Below are 17,117 nucleotides of genomic sequence, written 5' to 3'. Positions count from 1 at the left end.
GTGGGTGGCGGCGGCACCGCCGCCACTGGCCGCCGCCCCCACGTCTCGGGCGGTGTCGTCCGCCGTCACCGGGCCGTCCCCCGGGAGCACGGGTCGTGCGCGTCCGGTGTGAGCGCACCGGGCACGCCGAACCCCAACGCGGTCGGCGCAGCGGCAGCCTCGACGCACCGGTCGGAAGTTCTCATTGACCCTGACTCCTGTTCACGGCCATACTTTTCATATATGTGAAGCGGGATCGTACTTGTGAACGTATTGGCCGGACTGTAAGAATCGGCGCATCGACGTGTCAAGTGCGTGTTGCCGGAACGTTTCCCGTGGAGGACTTCGTGACTGGACCCGCGTCACCCGCTCGGCCGAACGCGGTCAAGTCCGCCGATCGGACTGTGGAACTGCTCGAAGTCCTCTCGTCGTCGGACCGGCCCCTGACGTTGACCGAACTGCACCGCGAGCTGAGCTACCCGAAGTCGAGCCTGTACATGCTGCTCCAGACGCTCGTCGCGCGCGGCTGGGTCGAGCTCGACCAGACCCGCGGCACCTACGGCATCGGCGTGCGCGCCCTGCTCGTCGGCACCTCCTACCTCGACCACGACCCGGTGGTGCAGGTCGCCATCCGGGTGATGGAGCAGGTGCGGCGCGAGATCAACGAGACGGTGCACCTCGCCCGCCTCGACGGCGCCGACGTGGTCTACCTGGCCAGCCGCGAGTCCGAGCACCACCTGCGCGTCGTGTCCCGCGTCGGCCGCCGCCTGCCCGCGCACTCCACCTCGCTGGGCAAGGCCCTGCTGGCCGCCCGCACGCCCGCCGAGGTCGACTCGATCCTGCCCGCGCGGCTGGTCCCCCTCACCCAGAACACGATCGTGGAACGGCCCGCGCTGCACGCGCAGCTCGCCGGTTTCCGCGCCGTCGGCTACGCCCACGAGCGCGAGGAGAACACCCCCGGCCTGGGCTGCTTCGCCGTCGCCCTGCCCTACCGCAACCCCGTGCTCGACGCGATGAGCTGCTCCGTCCCGCTGGGCCGGCTCGACCAGGACCACGAGCGCCAGGTCATCGAAGCGCTCCTGCACGGCGCCCGCACCATCACCGAACTGCTCCGCCAGTTCGGCCGCTGACGCGGCGCCCCCCCGATTTCCCCACTTCCCGCTCCTCCGAAAGGTCGAATGGTGACCGAACGAATCCTGATCACCGGGGCGGCCGGCATCGTCGGCACGCTGATGCGCAGCCGGCTGGCCGCTCCGGACCGGACCCTCCGCCTGCTCGACATCGCCCCCCTCCCCCCGGCGGACGCCGGCGAACGGGTGGAGTTGGTGACGGCCTCGGTCACCGACGAGGCGGCGATGGAGGCGGCCTGCGCGGACGTCGACGCCGTGATCCACCTCGGCGGCCACAGCCTGGAGCGGCCGTGGGCGGACATCCTCGACGTGAACATCAACGGCACGCACGTGGTGCTGGAGGCGGCGCGGCGGGCCGGGGTGCGCCGGGTCGTGCTGGCCAGCTCCAACCACGCCGTCGGCTACTACCAGCGGTCCTCCGGCGAGGCGGGCGACTACCTGTTCCCGCAGCCGGACACGTACTACGGCGTGAGCAAGGTGGCGCTGGAGGCGCTGGGCAGCCTGTACGCGTCGCGGTACGGGATGGACGTGATCGCGGTGCGCATCGGGTCGTGCTTCGAGAAGCCGCGCGACGCCCGGATGCTGTCCACGTGGCTGTCGCCGGACGACGGCGCGCGGCTGTTCGAGGCGTGCCTGTCGGCGCCGTCGCCCGGGTTCCGGGTGGTGTGGGGCGTGTCGGACAACACGCGGCGGTGGTTCTCGCTGGCCGAGGCCGAGGCGCTGGGCTACAAGTCGGAGGACGACTCCGAGGTGTTCGCGGAGGAGGTGCTGGCGGAGAAGGGCGAACTCGACCCGGACTCGCCCGCCTACACCCACCTGGGCGGCATGTGGTGCGGTCCGGAGTTCGACACCGCCGTGAAGGAGGCCGGCCGATGACGGGCACGGTGGGCACCGGGACCTCGGGGACCTCTGGCACCTCGGGCACCTCGGGCACCTCGGGCACCTCGGGGACCGACGACGTGACCGGGGCCGGCGTCCAGGGCTACGACCCGCGAACCGGTGAACCTTTCGGCCCTCCGGTCCCCGAGTCGAGCGACACCGACGTGGACCGCGTGGTCACGGCCGCCGCGGCGGCCTTCCCCGCGTGGTCGTCGCTCCCCGCCGCGGAGCGCGCGACGGCCCTGGAGTCGGTGGCCGACGCGCTCGACGCCGCGTCCGAGGAGCTGGTCACCCTGGCCGACGGCGAGACCGCCCTCGGCCGCCCCCGGCTGACCACCGAGCTGAAGCGCACGACGAACCAGCTGCGACTGTTCGCCGAGGTGCTGCGCGAGGGCAGCTGGGTCGAGGCCACGCTCGACACGGCGGACCCCGGCATCATCCCGCCGCGCCCCGTGCTGCGGCGCATGCTCCGTCCACTCGGGACGGTCGGCGTGTTCGCGGCGTCGAACTTCCCGTTCGCGTTCTCGATCGCCGGCGGCGACACCGCGTCCGCCCTGGCCGCGGGCTGCCCGGTGGTCGTGAAGGCGCACCCGTCGCACCCCGGCACCTCCGCGGCGACGGCGCGCGTCGTCGAAGCCGCCCTGCCGGCCGGCGTGTTCGGCGTCGTGCACGGCCAGGGGGCGGGCGTCGCGCTGGTCCGGCACCCGGCCGTCAAGGCGGTCGGCTTCACCGGCTCCACCGCCGGCGGCCGGGCCCTGTTCGACCTGGCGTCGTCCAGGCCCGAGCCGATCCCGTTCTACGGCGAGCTGGGCAGCATCAACCCGGCCGTCGTCCTCCCCGCCGCCGCCGACGCGCGCCCCGAGGGGTTCGCGGCCGAGTTCGTCGGCTCGCTCACGCTGGGCGTCGGCCAGTTCTGCACCAACCCGGGCCTGCTGTTCGCGCCGGGGTCCCTGGTGCCCGCGCTCGCCGCGGCGGTGTCGGGCGCGGCGGGCGGGCCGATGCTCAACGAGCGCATGTGCGACGCCTACCGCTCGGGCACCGAGGGCCTGGCCGCGTCGGGCCTGGCCAAGCTGGTCGCCCACGGCACGGCCCCCGCCGAGGGCTGGAGCGTCGAGCCGCGGCTGTACGAGGTGCCGCTGTCCGGGTTCGCGGACAACCTGGCGACGCTCACCGAGGAGCACTTCGGCCCGGCGGCGGTCGTGGTGACCTACTCCTCGCTCGACGAGCTGCTCGACGTGCTGCCGAAGCTGCCCGGCACGCTCACCGGCACGGTGCACGCGGCCGACGCGGAGCTGGCCGACGCCGGGCGGGTCGCCGAGGCGCTGCGGCCGGTCGTGGGAAGGTTGATCTTCAACGGCTGGCCGACCGGGGTGGCCGTGGCGTGGGGCATGCACCACGGCGGGCCTTGGCCGTCCACCACGAACGCGCTGCACACGTCGGTCGGTGCGACCGCGATCCGGCGGTGGGTCGGGCCGGTCACCTACCAGTCCTGGCCGGACGAGCTGCTGCCGCCGGAGCTGCGGGACGGGAACCCGATGGGGATTCCGCGGCGGGTCGACGGGGTGCTCGGGGTCCACTGAGGACGACCGGCGGCCGGGCGGGCAGCTGGGTGCGGCCAGTTGGATGCGGTCGGCCGGCTGGGTGCGGTCGGCCGGTTGGATGCGGTCGGCCGGTTGGATGCGGTCGGCCGGCTTGATGCGGCCGGCTGGGTGCGGCCGGGCGGGCGCTCGGCGGCCAGCCGGACGGATGCGGTCGGCCGGGGGCTCGGCGGCCGGCTGGTGGGCGTGGTCGGCCGGGAGGGCGTGGCTGGTGGGGCGTGTGGGGCAGGTGAGGATGAACGGGGGCGGGTGCGCGGGTGGGGGGCGGTGGGTGGACGGCTGTGGTCGCTCGGGGTTTCCTCATGTTTCAACCGAGTGGCGAAACCCCGTTTTCGTACATGTTCCCCTCCATGTTCACCCGATCCAGCTAGGCAAGATCGTCTTGGGAGATCAAGGTTAGTCCTGGTTCGGGTGTACTGCCGGCGGTCAGCCGGCAGTACACCCGAACTGGTTACGGAGCGACGACGCCGAGGAGCGAACCGCGACCGCCCGCCCCCTCCGCGCCACCCGCGCCACCCGCCTCTGACCTGAACGCGGAACTCAGGGGTCCTGAACGTACGACTCTCGCGGTGCGGACGTACGAGTCGCCGGTGCTCCCGACGGGTCGTGCGTCCACGACGGTGTGGTTCGGAGTTCGGGTGGGGCACACTGGCGCTCGCCGTCGTCGCCGTCCCGCCGCCTCGTCGGGTCCGTCAGCACCCGACGAGGCGGTGCCGACCGGGTGCACGAGGTCGTCGGGACGGGGCCGGTCCTGTGTGGACGGGGAAACCCACCGGCGGACCACGGGGCCCGCTGGGCGGAGATGGGGAACTGTCGCTCACTCCCGGGGTTGTGGGGTTGCTCCTCGCGGGTGTGGTCGGGCCGGCATTCGGGTGGTTCTCGGTGGGTGGGACCCACCGACACTTTCAACGCGGCGCTCCACCGGTTCGACCGCGCTTTCGGCGGGCAGCGGGGTTCGTCGCGGGCGCTTCGCGTGAAATGCGGACACCCTTAGCAGTGAAACGAGCACTCATCGAAGTTTTCGTCACCCGACCGGACGCACCGGGGGATGCGAAACAACTGGGAGTGGAACTTCTGTGAACGCGCCACACGAATGGCTCATCGCGGACTGCTCGCATTGGCCGGTGGCGAGAACGAGGTGGTTGACCGGACCCCTGCTCCGCCGTCCGGCACGACTGGGCACGTGCTCCGGCGGGCGGCGGCGGATGGCGGCGGGTGGCGGCGGGCGGGTGCGGCCACCGAGGCGGTCGGGGCGACGGGGGTCGGGGGCGGACCACCCGGGGTGGAGGGACCGTTCCGCGGGCCGGGTCGCGCCATCGCCGCCGCTCACGGCGCCGCGGTGACCGCGAACACCGGGAGCGGACGGCGGCTCGGCGGTGACGGTCAGGTTTGTCGGAGGAGTGTGAGGAACGCCCGGAAAGGACGGTCCGCAAAGGTCAGCTGCGGTTCGGGCCGCTTGCTGTCCCGGACGCTCGTGGACGTCCGGGCCACGGACAGCTCCACGCAGTTGTTGCCCGCGCCGGAGTGGGTGCTCTTGCGCCACGTCTTGTCGTTGATCATGTGTCCTTCAGTGCCGTTGCCATTTTTCTGATCAACGAGGCCGAGTCCTTGGGCGACAGGGCGACCTCGTTCACCATTTCCTCGAAGTGCAGCAGGTACTTTTGCACATCGGCGCGATTGTCCACCCACTTACCACCGCCCGCGTACTCCAGGTACACGGCTGAAGGGTCGCTGTCCTCGAAGCGGAGGGCAGTCGCGCCGCCTCCGGACATGGTCCCGTGGGCACCGGCGCCGAACGGGACCACTTGGATGGTGATGTTGTCCTGCTTCCCCATCTCGAGCAAATGCGACAACTGCTCGCGCATGACGTCGCGGCTGCCCACGACGCGGTGCAGGGCGGCCTCGTCGATCACGGCGTGCAGGCGCAGGCCGGGCAGTCGGCGCTGCCTGTTCGCGAGCGCCGCGGCGACCTGCTCCGCCGACACGGCGGCGTCCATGAACCGCTGCCCGGCGAGCCGGATGGCGGCGGCGTACGCGGGCGTCTGGAGCAGCCCGGGGATGACGATCATCTCGATCGTGCGCACCTCCGTGGCGTCGGCCTCCTGCCGCGCGTAGGTGCGCGCCTCCGGTGTGTACGCCGCCGCGTACACCAGCCGGGTCCCGTCCTGCTTGGCGTCCTCCCAGAGGGCCTCGGCCTCGCGGCGCTCGGCGTCGGTGGCGCCGTACAGGCCCAGGAGCGCGCCCAGTTCGGTCCAACTCGGACTGATGTAGCCGTTCTCCATCCGGGACAGCGTGGACTGCGTCTTGCGCGTGAGCGCGTGGTAGTCGACCTCGGTCTTGCCGGCACGTTTGCGCAGGGCGTTCAGGAACTGGCCGAGCTTGCGCTTGCGTCGGGTTTGGACGGCTGCCATGCGGGACACTCCTCGCTGAAAAGAACTGCGAACACCCTAGTGCCCCGCCCGTCGCCGCCGGTTCGCGTGATCAAGCGCTATATGGTGCATATTCATCCCCATAAAATGCCTCCTGCCGGCGGGGTGCGCGCGATCGCGGGATGGGCGCTCGCGACGTGCGCCACGCCGCGCGACCCCACCGGCCCGCTCCCGGTGGCGGCGCACCACCGCAACTCCCGGACCTGCGGTGAACAGCCCTGACGGTCGGTTACCGCCGGCAGCGGGGCGTCCGTGACGACGGCTGCACGGGGGTGATCGGGCCCGGGAGCAAGAGGGGGCGACCGGCGGTGGCGGGGGACGTAGCCGGCGGCCGGGGGCGCGCGTTCCGGGCGTCGAGGGGCGTGATCGGCTCGGACTACGGTTCGGCCACATGTGCGCGGCCCCGCCGCGCGAGGTGGACGGCCGCCCGCCCGCGGCTTGACCTTGGAGTGCGCTCCAAGGTCTACCGTCGGGCCATGCGCGTTGCGGAACTGGCCGAGGCGGTGGGGGTCCGACCGGACACCGTCCGGTACTACGAACGGGCGGGGCTGCTGAACCCGCCGCCGCGGACGGCCTCGGGGTACCGGGCCTACCCGCGCGACGCGGTCGAGCGCATCCGGTTCGTGCGGGGGTGCCAGCACCTCGGGCTGACCCTGCGCGAGATCGCCGGCCTGCTGGCGGTGCGCGACACGGGCGTGTGCCCGTGCGAGCCCGCCGAGGAACTCCTGCACCGCCACATCGCCGAGCTGGACGCGGAACTGGCGCGGCTCACCGCGCTGCGCGCCGAGCTGGCGGGGATGGTGCGGGACCTGCCCGCCGGGCGCTGCCCGGACATCCGGCCGGGCACGTGGTGCCCGCCGGCCGAGGAGAGGGGGTGAACGGGGTGGACTGCGAGTGCGAGTGCTGCGGTACGGGCTGCTGCTGACCTGAGCGGCCCCACGCGGTCGGCGAGGCGCCCGCCGACCCGCTACAGCTCGCGGCTGAGCCAGGTCGACGCCTCGTCCGCGAACCCGTGCCGCCGGTAGAACCGGCGCGCGGCCTCGTTGCGGTCCTCGGTCTCCAGGAACACCTTGCGGGCACCGGCTCCGCGTGCCCGCTCGACCAGCTCGGCGATCACCGCGCCGCCCACGCCGTCGCCGCGGTTGCGCACGTAGAACTCGTCGAGCAGCGCGTCCCGCCCGCCGGACTCCAGCGAGTAGCCCCAGGTGAGCACCGCGTAGCCGGTGTCGAACAGCCACACCTGCCCGTGCGCGTCGTCGCGCAGCAGCGGTCCCAGGGCGGCGGTGACGACGCCTTCGTCGTACGCGTGCTCGTCCACCTCGTAGAACTCCCGCACCAGGGGCAGCAGCGCGGGCAGGTCGGTCGGGTCGGCACGGCGGATCAGATCGGGCACCCGATGAGGTTAGCCCGCCGGGAACATCCGGCAATCCACCTGAAATCGTCGGACCCCCGGTCCATGATGGCCCGATGGCAGACGCGATAGTGGCCGAGGGACTGGTCAAGCGCTACGGGTCGGTGGTGGCCCTCGACGGTCTCGACCTCGTGGTGCCGGAGGGCACCGTCATGGGCCTGCTCGGGCCGAACGGCGCGGGCAAGACCACGACGGTGCGGGTGTTGACGACGTTGCTGGAGCAGGACGAGGGCCGGGCGACGGTGACCGGGTTGGACGTCGTCGCGGACGCGAAGGAGCTGCGCCGCCGGATCGGGCTGTCCGGCCAGTACGCGGCGGTCGACGAGAACCTGACGGGGTTCGAGAACCTCGACATGGTGGGCAGGCTGTACCACCTGGGCAAGCGGCGCAGCCGGGAGCGGGCGCGCGAGCTGCTGGAGGTGTTCGACCTCGTGGAGGCGGGCGACCGGCCGGTGAAGGGCTACTCGGGCGGCATGCGGCGCAGGCTCGACCTGGCGGGCGCGCTGGTGGCGGAACCGGCGGTGCTGTTCCTCGACGAGCCGACCACGGGCCTGGACCCGCGCAGCCGGCTCGGCATGTGGGACGTGATCTCCGCGCTGGTGGCGGGCGGCACCACGCTGCTGCTGACCACGCAGTACCTGGAGGAGGCCGACCGGCTGGCGGACCGGATCGCGGTCATCGACCACGGCCGGGTCATCGCGCTGGGCACGGCCGACGAGCTGAAGGCCCAGGTGGGCGGTGAACGGCTGGAGCTGACCGTGGCCGGCGCGCAGGACGCGTTGACGGCGAAGTCCGCGCTGGCCCCGCTGGCGGTGGGCGAGATCGTGGTGGACGAGCGCGGGCACCGGCTGACGGTGCCGGTGTCGGGCGGGGCGGACGTGCTGGTGGACGGCATCCGGCGGCTGGACGCGGAGGCGGTGAAGGTGCTCGACGTCGGTCTGCGCAGGCCGACGCTGGACGACGTGTTCCTCTCGCTGACCGGGCACGCCACCGAGAACGTCGCGAACACCGAGAAGGAGCAGGGGGAGCAAGGGGCATGAGCGCGTTCACGGAGGCCCTGGGCGACGGCGCGGTCGTCGCCAAGCGCAACCTCATCAAGATCAAGCGGGTCCCGGACCTGCTGGTGTTCTCGACGTTGCAGCCGATCATGTTCGTGCTGCTGTTCGCCTACGTGTTCGGCGGGTCGATCGACGTGCCGGGCATGGACTACCGCGAGTTCCTGATGGCGGGGATCTTCGCGCAGACCGTGGTGTTCGGCGCGACGATCACCGGCTCGGGCCTGGCGGAGGACATCCAGAAGGGCGTGATCGACCGGTTCCGGTCGCTGCCCATGGCGCGGTCGGCGGTGCTGATCGGGCGGACCACGTCGGACCTGCTGAACAACGTGCTCGTCATCGTGGTGATGTCGTTGACCGGCCTGGCCGTCGGGTGGCGCATCCACTCGTCGCCGCTGGAGGCGCTGGCCGGGTTCGCGGTGCTGCTGCTGTTCGCCTACGCGCTGTCGTGGGGCATGGCGATCGTCGGGTTGATGGTGCGCAGCCCGGAGGTGTTCAACAACGCCTCGTTCATCGTGATCTTCCCGCTGACGTTCATCGCGAACACCTTCGTGCAGGAGAGCAACCTGCCCGGTCCGCTGCGGGTGTTCGCCGAGTGGAACCCGGTGTCGGCGGTGACCGCCGCGGCGCGCGAGCTGTTCGGCAACACCAACGAGTTGATGCCGGTGGCGCAGGCGTGGCCGTTGCGGCACCCGGTGGCGGCGACGCTGATCTGGGTCGTGGTGTTCCTCGCCGTCTTCGTGCCGCTGGCGATCCGCCAGTACCGCAAGGCGGTTTCCCGATAGCCGTTCAGGTTTCGAGCGAGAGGCGCGATGGGTAGTCCGGGGACATCAAGCCCCGAGGAGGCAGAGATGTCCACCGGCGTCGTCATCGGCGTGATCCTCATAGTGTTGGTCGTAGTGGGCGTGGGCGCCTTCCTGGTCCGGTCCGCCTTGCAGCGCAAGAGGTTGCGCTCGAAGTTCGGGCCCGAGTACGACCGGGCGCTGGAGGGCAAGGGCGACCGGACGGCCGCCGAACGCGAACTGGCCGAGCGGGAGCGCGAGCACGCCAAGCTCGAACTGCGCCCCCTCGACCCGGGGACGCGCGAGGCCTACGCGCGCAACTGGACCACCATCCAGGAGCAGTTCGTGGACGAGCCGTCGGCGGCGGTGGGCCAGGCGGACCGCTTGGTCACCGACCTGATGGCCGAGCGCGGCTACCCCACCGAGGAGTACGAGAAGCGGGTGTCGCTGCTGTCGGTCGAGCACGCGAACACGTTGGGCCACTACCGCGACGCGCACGAGATCCGCCGGCGCCAGGACCGCGGTGAGGCGTCGACCGAGGACCTCCGCACCGCGATGGTCCACTACCGGACCCTGTTCGAGGACCTGCTGGGCAACCGCAAGGACGGCGAACGCCGGGAAGGAGCGCGGTGATGGCCGAGCAGCGCCTCACCACGGAGGACTTCGCGTCCCCGCACAAGCACACCGACAGCACCCACACCGACAGCACGGCGGAGGGGCACGGCGGCACGCGGGACGACGCCGCCGGCCACGACCTCCCGGGGCACGACAGGGCCGGGCACGACACGGCAGGCCACGACACGGCCGGGTACGGCACCGCCGGCCACGACGCGGACACGAGCCGCGAGTGGCGCGAGCAGGACGCCACGGGCGGGTACGACGGGCGCGAGCCGGTCGAGCAGACGCCGTCCGACCGCGACGTGGCCGAGCCGCACCTGACCGACCAGGAGCGGTACGACGCCGAGCCGGTCGCCGCCGACGGGACCACCGCCGACAGGACGACCGACGACGGCACGACCGATGACAGGACGACCGACGACGAGTTCATCGACGAGACCGCGGCCGGCGAGGTCGGCGCGGCCCCGGTGGAGCACTCGCCGGTGGCCGTGACCGCCTCCGACGCGCCGCTGTTCACCACCGACGACGCCACGAACTACCGGGACGAGTGGCGGGCGTTGCAGGCGGACTTCGTCGACGACCCGCGCGAGGCGGTGCAGCGCGCCGACGAACTCGTCGCGCAGGTCATCCAGTCGCTGGCCACCACGTTCGCCGAGCACAAGCGCTCCCTGGAGGGGCAGTGGCAGCAGGGTGAGCAGGTCGAGACCGAGGAACTGCGCCAGGCCCTGAAGCGCTACCGCTCGTTCTTCGACCGGCTGCTGTCGGTCTGACGACGGTCTCCCCGTTGTGCATCTGGCGACCCAGGTGCACAACGGGTGTTTCATTTCCACCGGGTGTTCCGGGTGTTCCGGGTCCGCCTACAGCTCCCCGCCCCTGGGCAGCTCCCGGATCTCCATCTCCAGCACCTCGACCTCGTCGCTGACCGCCTCGTCGAGCATCCGGTCGAGCAGCTCGCGGCAGTCCGCCGAGGCCACCCCGAACCGGGGCACCAGCTCCCACCACACGGCGGGGTTGTTCCAGAACGAGCCCGACCCCTGGTCGACGCCGCCCAGGCAGCGCAGCCTCGGGTCGTCGTCCGACAGCCGCCGCACGTAGTCGATGAAGCGGGCGAGCGCGTTGGGGTTCAGCACCGGCACGGCACCGTACCCGCGCAGGCAGTCCTCGAGCTCCGACAGGAACTCTTCCTTGAACGTCACGGTGCCACCCCCGGTCCGTCCCGCGCCGCTGCGGGGCTGAGGAGGACTCACGTCCCTGTGGCAGTCAACGGTACCTCCGCGGGGGCGGAAGCAAATTCCTGCCAACGGGCGGTTCGCGGGCGGTGTTCGGCGCCACCCGCCCCGTCGACCCCCGCGAGGGGGAATACCGGACCGCCGAACCGCCGTGGATCATCCACAGTGGACGATCGACGGGTCACTCGGCGCGCAGGCTCGCCATGAAGCTGAACCGGTCGCCCCGGTAGAGCGAGCGGACCCGCTCGATCGGGTTGCCGTCGTCGTCATGGGACACGCGGTGCAGCAGCAGCATCGGCAGCGCCGGGTTGGTGCCGATCAGCAACGCCTCGCGCGGCGTCGCCAGCACCGTCTCCACCCGCTCCTCCGCCTCGGCGAACACCACGCCGAGGCGGTCGCGCAGGCACGCGTACAGCGACGTGGTCGGGTCGAACACGTCGAGCAGCGTCGGGAACCGCGCCGCCGACAGGTAGGTCGACTCCAGGCCCACCCGCTCGTCGTCGGCCAGCAGCACCCGCTCCAGGTGCACCACCGCGTCGCCGCGCTCCACCCGCAGGTCGCGGGCCAGCACCTCGTCGGCGGGCAGGTGCTCCACGGTGATCACGCTGCGCGCCGGGGCCACGCCCTGCCGCCGCATCCCGTCGGTGTAGCTGACCAGCGACAACGGCTGCACCAGCTTGGGCGGCGCGACGAACGTGCCGCTGCCCTGGCGGCGTTGCAACTTGCCCTCCAGCACGAGTTCGCCGACCGCCTGGCGCAGCGTCACGCGCGACACGGAGAAGCGCTCGGCCAGCTCCCGCTCCGACGGCAGCGCCGCCCCCTCCCCCAGCGCGTCGACGAGCCAGAGCAGCTCGGTCTTGACCGCGTAGTACCGCGGTATCCGACCGTGCTCGGGGATACCGGCGCGGACGGGACCGTCCGCGCGGTAGTGGGGCGCGAAATGCGATGCGGGCACGCAGCGAGCCTACGCAGGTGTCCGCGCCGGTCAGACCGCTATCGGAGTGGGTCCCAGATCACCCGACCGGCTCCGGCGGGTCCGGGATGGCGTAGCCCGAGTCGCCCACGTTGGCCTCCAGGGACTTGCGCCACTCGCCGCTGTCCATCATCTTCCGGACGGCCGCCGCGACCTTCGCCTTGCTGGTGGGGTCGCCGCGCCGCATCCCGATTCCGTAGCGCTCCTCGCTGAACGGCTTGCCGACCACCCTCAGCAGCTCGGGGTTCTGCGCGGCGTACCCGGCGAGGATCACGTCGTCGGTCGTCATGGTGTCGACCTGCTCGGCGAGCAGGGCGGTCACGCAGTCGCTGAAGTTGGGGTACTCGACCAGTTCCACGGACTGCGCGAACCGGTCGCGCACGAACTGGGCCGAGGTGGTGTTGGCGACCGAGCACAGCCTGAGCCCGTCGAGCGACTCCGGTCCGGTGATCCGGACATCGGTCGACCGCACCAGGAGGTCCTGCCCCGCGATGAAGTACGGACCCACGAAGTCGATGACCTCCTCGCGCTTCTCGGTGATGGAGTAGCTGGAGACGACGAGGTCGACCTTGCCCTCCGTGAGGAGTTTCTCGCGCTCCGACGGAAGTGCTTCGGTGAACGTTATTCCCGATTCCTCCACACCGAGTTCCTTGGCCACGTAACGGGCCACGTCGACGTCGAAGCCCCGGAACGTGCCGTCGAGCCGGCGGATGCCGAGTCTTGGCTGGTCGTAGGCCACGGCGATGGTCAACTTCTCGGAGCCGCTCGCCCGGCCGGCGACGGTGGTGCCGTCACCGGAGGAGCACGAGGCGAAAACGAGCGCGGCGGAACACGTCGCCACGAGGGCGCGCAACGGTGCCAGTGCCATTCTTCCCCTTGTCATGCGGTTCCTCGGGATGGACGGAACCTAGGCGCGGAAAGGGGTTCCGTCCATAGGCGCAGGACGGCGGGCGGCATTGGATCGGTCAAGCGTGACGGTTGCGCAACAAGATCGCGTTCCCGGTAACGCGGTCAGCGCGCGCCACCGGGTGGGCGCAGCCGGCGCGGACCGGTGTCGTGCCTCGACGGCGGCGGGCCGAGCGTGACGCGGGCGCTGCTGACGTAGGCGCCGGCGGCGCTGGCGAGCACCGGTTCCAGGGCCAGCTCGCGCACCTCGGGGAGGTCCTCGGCGAGCGCGGCGAGCCGGAGCACGAGGTCCTCCAGCGCGGGCAGGTCCGCCGCCTCGTCACCGCGGTAGCCCGCGAGCAGCGGCGCGGCCTTGGGTGCGCGCACGAGCGCCGCCGCGTCGGCGTCGGTCAGCGGCACGGCGCGGTACGCGCGGTCCCCCAGCAGGTCGCTGACCAGCCCGGACAACCCGAACGAGACGAGCGTGCCGAACGACGGGTCGTCCTGGAGGCCCAGCACGCAGGAGATGCCCTTGGGCGCCATCCGCTGCACGTAGACGTCCCGCCGATCGGACACCTCGGCGAGCATCGCGTACGCGCTGCGCACGGCCTCCTCGGCGGACAGGTCCAGCCGCACGCCCACCAGGTCGGTGCGGTGCCGCAGCCGGTCGTCGGTCGACTTGAGGGCCACCGGGTAGCCCAGCTCCCCGGCGGCGCGCACCGCGTCGTCGGCGGAGCCGACCACCCGGAACGGCACGACCTCGACGCCGTAGCAGGCCAGCAGGCGCACGGCGGTGTCGTCGTCGAGCCGGACCTCGCCCGCCCCGTCCGGTCCGGTCCCGTCCGGTCCCAGGGTGTCGACCAGCGCGTCGACCAGGGCGTGGGCCGCCTCGGGGTCGATGCCGTCGGGGCGGGTGAAGCGGCCCTGGGGCGCGGACCGCCAGCGCGCGTACCGGGTGACCCTGGCCAGCGCGAGCACCGCCCGTTCCGGGCTCGGGTAGGACGGCACGGAGCCGCGGCCGGGCGCGCCGCCGGGACCGGGCACGGCCAGTTCGGCGGGCACGCCCTCCACGGCGAGGAACGTGGACGCGATCGGCTTGGCGGTGTTGCCCCGCACCACGTCGCGCAGCGCGCGGGCGAACGCGGCGCCGGGCACCGCCAGCGGCGGCACGAACACCACGACGAGGGCGTCCGCGCCGGGGTCGTCCAGGGCGGTCTTCACGGCGGCGGCGAACGCCTCGGGCCCGGCCTGCGAGCCCACGTCCACCGGGTCGCCCGCCAGCTCCAGGCCCTGCGCGAGGGCGGTGTCGGCGGCCAGCAGGCCGATCGCGGTCGAGTTGCCGACCACGGCCACCCGGGGCCCGGCGGGCAGCGGCTGGTGCGCGAGCAGCAGGGCGGTGTCGAACAGCTGGGCCAGCGACTCCACCCGGATCACGCCCGCCTGCTCGAACAGCGCCTGCACGCTCGCCTCGTCCACCGGCACGGAGGTGGCGGCGAGCGCGGGCGTGACGGCGTGCCGGCCGGACTTCACCGCCACGATCGGCTTGGTGCGGCCCAGCCGGCGGGCCAGCCTGGCGAACTTGCGCGGGTTGCCGAACGACTCCAGGTACAGCAGCACCACGTCGGTCGCCGGGTCGGTCTCCCAGTACTGGAGCAGGTCGTTGCCGGACACGTCGGCGCGGTTGCCCGCGGAGACGAACGTGGACAGGCCGAGGCCGCGCTCGGCGGCGGTCGCCAGGATCGCGGTGCCCAGCGCACCGGACTGGCAGAAGAACCCGGTGCGGCCGGGGACGGGCAGCCTCGGCGCCAGCGTGGCGTTCAGCCGCACGGCCGGGTCGGTGTTGAGCACGCCCAGGGCGTTCGGGCCGACGACCCGCATCCCGTGGGCGCGGGCCTCGGCGGTGAGCCTGCGCTCGGCGCTCAGCCCCGAGCCTCCCGTCTCGCCGAACCCCGACGTGACCACGACCAGCGCCTTCACCCCCTTGGCGAGGCAGGCGTCCATGACGTCGTCCACGCGCGCGGCGGGCACGGCGACCACGGCCAGGTCCACGTCGTCGGGGATCTCCAGCACCGACGGGTAGGCGCGCACGCCCCGCACGGACCGGTGCTCGGCGTTCACCGGGTACACCGGGCCGCTGAAGTCGCCGGTCAGCAGGTTCGCCAGCACGGCGTGGCCGATCTTGGTCTGGTCGGTCGACGCGCCGATCACCGCCACCGACCGCGGGTGCAGCAGGTTGTGCACGCTGCGCGCCTCGGCGGCCTGCTCGCGGGCGCGGGCCACCTCCACCGACGCCTCGGTGGGGTCGATGTCGAACTCCAGGTGCAGCGCGCCCTCCTCGAAGGCGCGGCTGACCTTGTAGCCCGCGTCCCGGAAGACCCGCACCATCTGGCCGTTCTCGGCCAGCACCTCGGCGGTGAACCGGCTCAGCCCGCGTTCGCGCGCGGCGGCGGCCAGGTGCTCCAGCAGGATCGAGCCGAGCCCGCGGCCCTGGTGGACGTCCTCCACGACGAACGCCACCTCGGCCGAACCGCCGCCGCCGAGCCGGTCGTAGCGGCCGACGGCGACGATGTCGTCGCCCAGCAGCGCGGTGAACGCGACGCGGTCGACGTGGTCCACGGTGCTGAACCGGTCGAGGTCCCGCTTCGGCATCCGCGGGTAGGGGCCGAAGTAGCGGAAGTAGCGGGTCCGCTCGGACAGCCTGCCGTGGAACGCGAGGAGCTTCTCGGCGTCGTCGGGGGTGATCGGGCGCAGGTGGACGGTGCCGCCGTCGCTGAGCACGACGTCGGCCTCCCAGTGCCGGGGGTAGTCGTACGGGTCCGGTGCGTTCGCGTCGGTCTCGTCCACGGGTCAGTCCCTGGGGTCTTCGGGGTCCAGGCCGTGCAGCGGGAACAACGCCCGCCGGGTGTCGCGGACCGCGACGTCCACGGGGGTGTCCACCTCGCCGCCCCACGGCGTGAAGCCGGTCTCGGAGCCGTCCGTCATCGACGTCGGCAGGGGCCGGTCCGGGGCGAGCCCGGCGGCGTGCGCGACCCAGTCGGCGGGCAGCGGCGCGTTCGGGTCGACGTCCCGGTCCAGCACGGTGGCCAGCAGGTGCGTCCAGCTGCGGGGCACGACGCGCAGCAGCTCGTACCCGCCGCCGCCCAGCGCGAGCCACTTGCCGCCCGCGACCTCCTCGGCCAGCTCGCGCAGCCGCCGGTACGCGGCGCGGTGGCCGTCCACGGTGAGCGCCAGGTCGGCCAGCGGGTCCTCGCGGTGGGTGTCCACGCCGCACTGGGTGACCAGCAGCTGCGGCCGGAACGCCCGCAGCAGGGCGGGCACGGTCGCCTCGAACGCCCGCAGCCACGCCGCGTCGCCGGTGCCGGGCGGCAGGGCCAGGTTGACGCTCGTGCCCTCCGCGCCGGCGCCGCCCAGTTCGGAGGGCCGGCCGGTGCCGGGCCACAGGCTCAGCGGGTTCTGGTGCAGCGAGACGGTGAGCACGCGCGGGTCGTCGTAGAACGCGGCCTGCACGCCGTCGCCGTGGTGCACGTCGGTGTCGACGTAGGCGATCCGCTCGAAGCCCTGGTCGAGCAGCCACGAGATGGCCACCGCGCAGTCGTTGTAGACGCAGAACCCGGCCGCGTGGTCGCGCATGGCGTGGTGCAGGCCGCCCGCGATGTTCACCGCCCGGTCCACCTCGCCGGAGGCGATCTTCCGCGCGGCGGCCAGCGAACCGCCCACGACCAGCGCCGATGCCTCGTGCATGCGGGCGAACACCGGGTTGTCGGCGGTGCCCAGGCCGTGCCCGACGTCCCAGCCCGCCATCGGCGCGGCCCGCACGGCGTTGAGGTAGGACGGCTCGTGGACGCGTTCGATGTCGGCCTCGGTGGCCGGGGCCGGCGAGATGAGGTCCACGCCGTCCAGCACGCCGAGCGACGCGGCGAGCCGGATGGTCAGGTCCAGCCGCACGGGGTTGAGCGGGTGGTCGCCGCCCAGGTCGTACGCCAGGAAGGACTCGTCCCAGACGACCGCGGCCGTCCCCGTCCCGCCCACCCTGCCCTTGTCCGCGCCCATGCGACGAAACCTAGCCCAGGGGGCGCGGCGGCGTGTGATCACAGGTTGGTCGCCCTGGCCGTGGGGGTGTGCCCGGTGCACTTAGAGTCTCGCGTGACG

Annotated in this window: 16 protein-coding genes; 8 read left to right on the top strand and 8 right to left on the bottom strand. The window is 72.6% G+C overall.

The features are described from left to right. Positions 1-290 precede the first annotated feature (290 nt). The 3 genes from ACRAKJ_RS08030 to ACRAKJ_RS08020 are packed head-to-tail and all read left to right on the top strand — an operon-like array spanning position 291 to position 3,568. Entirely contained in the window at positions 291-1,109 is an 819-nt protein-coding gene (locus ACRAKJ_RS08030; protein ID WP_438927027.1) for an IclR family transcriptional regulator domain-containing protein, read from the top strand. Between the two features lie 48 nt (positions 1,110-1,157). Further along, positions 1,158-1,985 (top strand): NAD-dependent epimerase/dehydratase family protein, encoded by an 828-nt coding sequence (locus tag ACRAKJ_RS08025; RefSeq protein ID WP_438927026.1) that lies wholly within the window; start codon positions 1,158-1,160, stop codon positions 1,983-1,985. After that, positions 1,982-3,568, top strand: coding sequence for an aldehyde dehydrogenase (NADP(+)) (locus tag ACRAKJ_RS08020; protein ID WP_438927025.1), 1,587 nt, complete (start codon positions 1,982-1,984; stop codon positions 3,566-3,568). Before ACRAKJ_RS08025 ends, ACRAKJ_RS08020 begins: the two co-directional genes overlap by 4 nt. Before the next feature lie 1,401 nt (positions 3,569-4,969). Here ACRAKJ_RS08020 and ACRAKJ_RS08015 read toward each other — a convergent pair. Further along, on the bottom strand, positions 4,970-5,146 hold the full coding sequence (locus ACRAKJ_RS08015; RefSeq protein ID WP_438923472.1) for a DUF397 domain-containing protein: 177 nt from the start codon (positions 5,144-5,146) through the stop codon (positions 4,970-4,972). After that, positions 5,143-5,997 (bottom strand): Scr1 family TA system antitoxin-like transcriptional regulator, encoded by an 855-nt coding sequence (locus ACRAKJ_RS08010; RefSeq protein ID WP_438923471.1) that lies wholly within the window; start codon positions 5,995-5,997, stop codon positions 5,143-5,145. The genes ACRAKJ_RS08015 and ACRAKJ_RS08010 overlap by 4 nt, the downstream gene beginning before the upstream one ends. Before the next feature lie 494 nt (positions 5,998-6,491). Between ACRAKJ_RS08010 and ACRAKJ_RS08005 the strand changes: the two genes are divergently transcribed. Further along, positions 6,492-6,893, top strand: coding sequence for a MerR family transcriptional regulator (locus ACRAKJ_RS08005; protein ID WP_438923470.1), 402 nt, complete (start codon positions 6,492-6,494; stop codon positions 6,891-6,893). Between the two features lie 89 nt (positions 6,894-6,982). Here ACRAKJ_RS08005 and ACRAKJ_RS08000 read toward each other — a convergent pair whose 3' ends face one another. Continuing rightward, complete coding sequence (locus ACRAKJ_RS08000) at positions 6,983-7,408, bottom strand: GNAT family N-acetyltransferase (RefSeq protein WP_438923469.1); 426 nt, start codon at positions 7,406-7,408, stop codon at positions 6,983-6,985. 74 nt (positions 7,409-7,482) lie between these two features. Here ACRAKJ_RS08000 and ACRAKJ_RS07995 point away from each other — a divergent pair, with 74 nt between their 5' ends. From ACRAKJ_RS07995 to ACRAKJ_RS07980, 4 genes are all read left to right on the top strand, one after another. Further along, positions 7,483-8,466 carry an ATP-binding cassette domain-containing protein gene (locus ACRAKJ_RS07995; RefSeq protein ID WP_438923468.1) on the top strand — a complete coding sequence of 328 codons (984 nt, stop codon included), beginning with the start codon at positions 7,483-7,485 and terminating at the stop codon, positions 8,464-8,466. Continuing rightward, positions 8,463-9,266, top strand: a complete 804-nt coding sequence (locus ACRAKJ_RS07990; RefSeq protein WP_438923467.1) for an ABC transporter permease — start codon at positions 8,463-8,465, stop codon at positions 9,264-9,266. The genes ACRAKJ_RS07995 and ACRAKJ_RS07990 overlap by 4 nt, the downstream gene beginning before the upstream one ends. A 66-nt stretch (positions 9,267-9,332) precedes the next feature. Beyond that, positions 9,333-9,896 (top strand): hypothetical protein, encoded by a 564-nt coding sequence (locus ACRAKJ_RS07985; RefSeq protein ID WP_438923466.1) that lies wholly within the window; start codon positions 9,333-9,335, stop codon positions 9,894-9,896. Beyond that, positions 9,896-10,651: a hypothetical protein gene (locus ACRAKJ_RS07980; protein ID WP_438923465.1), complete on the top strand. Its 756-nt coding sequence runs from the start codon at positions 9,896-9,898 to the stop codon at positions 10,649-10,651. The genes ACRAKJ_RS07985 and ACRAKJ_RS07980 overlap by 1 nt, the downstream gene beginning before the upstream one ends. A gap of 87 nt (positions 10,652-10,738) precedes the next feature. Here ACRAKJ_RS07980 and ACRAKJ_RS07975 read toward each other — a convergent pair whose 3' ends face one another. The 5 genes from ACRAKJ_RS07975 to ACRAKJ_RS07955 all read right to left on the bottom strand — a co-directional run bounded on the left by ACRAKJ_RS07975 (position 10,739) and on the right by ACRAKJ_RS07955 (position 17,018). Continuing rightward, on the bottom strand, positions 10,739-11,077 hold the full coding sequence (locus ACRAKJ_RS07975; RefSeq protein ID WP_438923464.1) for a hypothetical protein: 339 nt from the start codon (positions 11,075-11,077) through the stop codon (positions 10,739-10,741). A 214-nt stretch (positions 11,078-11,291) separates the two neighbouring features. After that, entirely contained in the window at positions 11,292-12,065 is a 774-nt protein-coding gene (locus ACRAKJ_RS07970) for a UTRA domain-containing protein (RefSeq protein ID WP_438923463.1), read from the bottom strand. Between the two features lie 58 nt (positions 12,066-12,123). Then, positions 12,124-12,951, bottom strand: coding sequence for a glutamate ABC transporter substrate-binding protein (locus ACRAKJ_RS07965; protein WP_438923462.1), 828 nt, complete (start codon positions 12,949-12,951; stop codon positions 12,124-12,126). 143 nt (positions 12,952-13,094) lie between these two features. Continuing rightward, the gene (locus ACRAKJ_RS07960) at positions 13,095-15,812 is read right to left on the bottom strand and encodes a GNAT family N-acetyltransferase (RefSeq protein ID WP_438923461.1); all 2,718 of its coding nucleotides are present in this window, start codon (positions 15,810-15,812) and stop codon (positions 13,095-13,097) included. A gap of 3 nt (positions 15,813-15,815) precedes the next feature. Then, the gene (locus ACRAKJ_RS07955; RefSeq protein ID WP_438923460.1) at positions 15,816-17,018 is read right to left on the bottom strand and encodes an acetoin utilization protein AcuC; all 1,203 of its coding nucleotides are present in this window, start codon (positions 17,016-17,018) and stop codon (positions 15,816-15,818) included. Positions 17,019-17,117 lie beyond the last annotated feature (99 nt).

The organism is Saccharothrix sp. DSM 118769 (genome assembly GCF_052936295.1).
The sequence above is the reverse complement of the archived record's forward strand: the minus strand, read 5'-3'. Positions and strand labels throughout refer to the sequence as shown.

Coding starts and splice junctions, on each gene's coding strand:
- ACRAKJ_RS08010 (WP_438923471.1), bottom strand. CDS start 5,997: ATGGCAGCCGTCCAAACCCGACGCAAGCGCAAGCTCGGCCAGTTCCTG.
- ACRAKJ_RS08015 (WP_438923472.1), bottom strand. CDS start 5,146: ATGATCAACGACAAGACGTGGCGCAAGAGCACCCACTCCGGCGCGGGC.
- ACRAKJ_RS08020 (WP_438927025.1), top strand. CDS start 1,982: ATGACGGGCACGGTGGGCACCGGGACCTCGGGGACCTCTGGCACCTCG.
- ACRAKJ_RS07965 (WP_438923462.1), bottom strand. CDS start 12,951: ATGGCACTGGCACCGTTGCGCGCCCTCGTGGCGACGTGTTCCGCCGCG.
- ACRAKJ_RS08005 (WP_438923470.1), top strand. CDS start 6,492: ATGCGCGTTGCGGAACTGGCCGAGGCGGTGGGGGTCCGACCGGACACC.
- ACRAKJ_RS07990 (WP_438923467.1), top strand. CDS start 8,463: ATGAGCGCGTTCACGGAGGCCCTGGGCGACGGCGCGGTCGTCGCCAAG.
- ACRAKJ_RS07995 (WP_438923468.1), top strand. CDS start 7,483: ATGGCAGACGCGATAGTGGCCGAGGGACTGGTCAAGCGCTACGGGTCG.
- ACRAKJ_RS08025 (WP_438927026.1), top strand. CDS start 1,158: ATGGTGACCGAACGAATCCTGATCACCGGGGCGGCCGGCATCGTCGGC.
- ACRAKJ_RS07955 (WP_438923460.1), bottom strand. CDS start 17,018: ATGGGCGCGGACAAGGGCAGGGTGGGCGGGACGGGGACGGCCGCGGTC.
- ACRAKJ_RS07980 (WP_438923465.1), top strand. CDS start 9,896: ATGGCCGAGCAGCGCCTCACCACGGAGGACTTCGCGTCCCCGCACAAG.
- ACRAKJ_RS07985 (WP_438923466.1), top strand. CDS start 9,333: ATGTCCACCGGCGTCGTCATCGGCGTGATCCTCATAGTGTTGGTCGTA.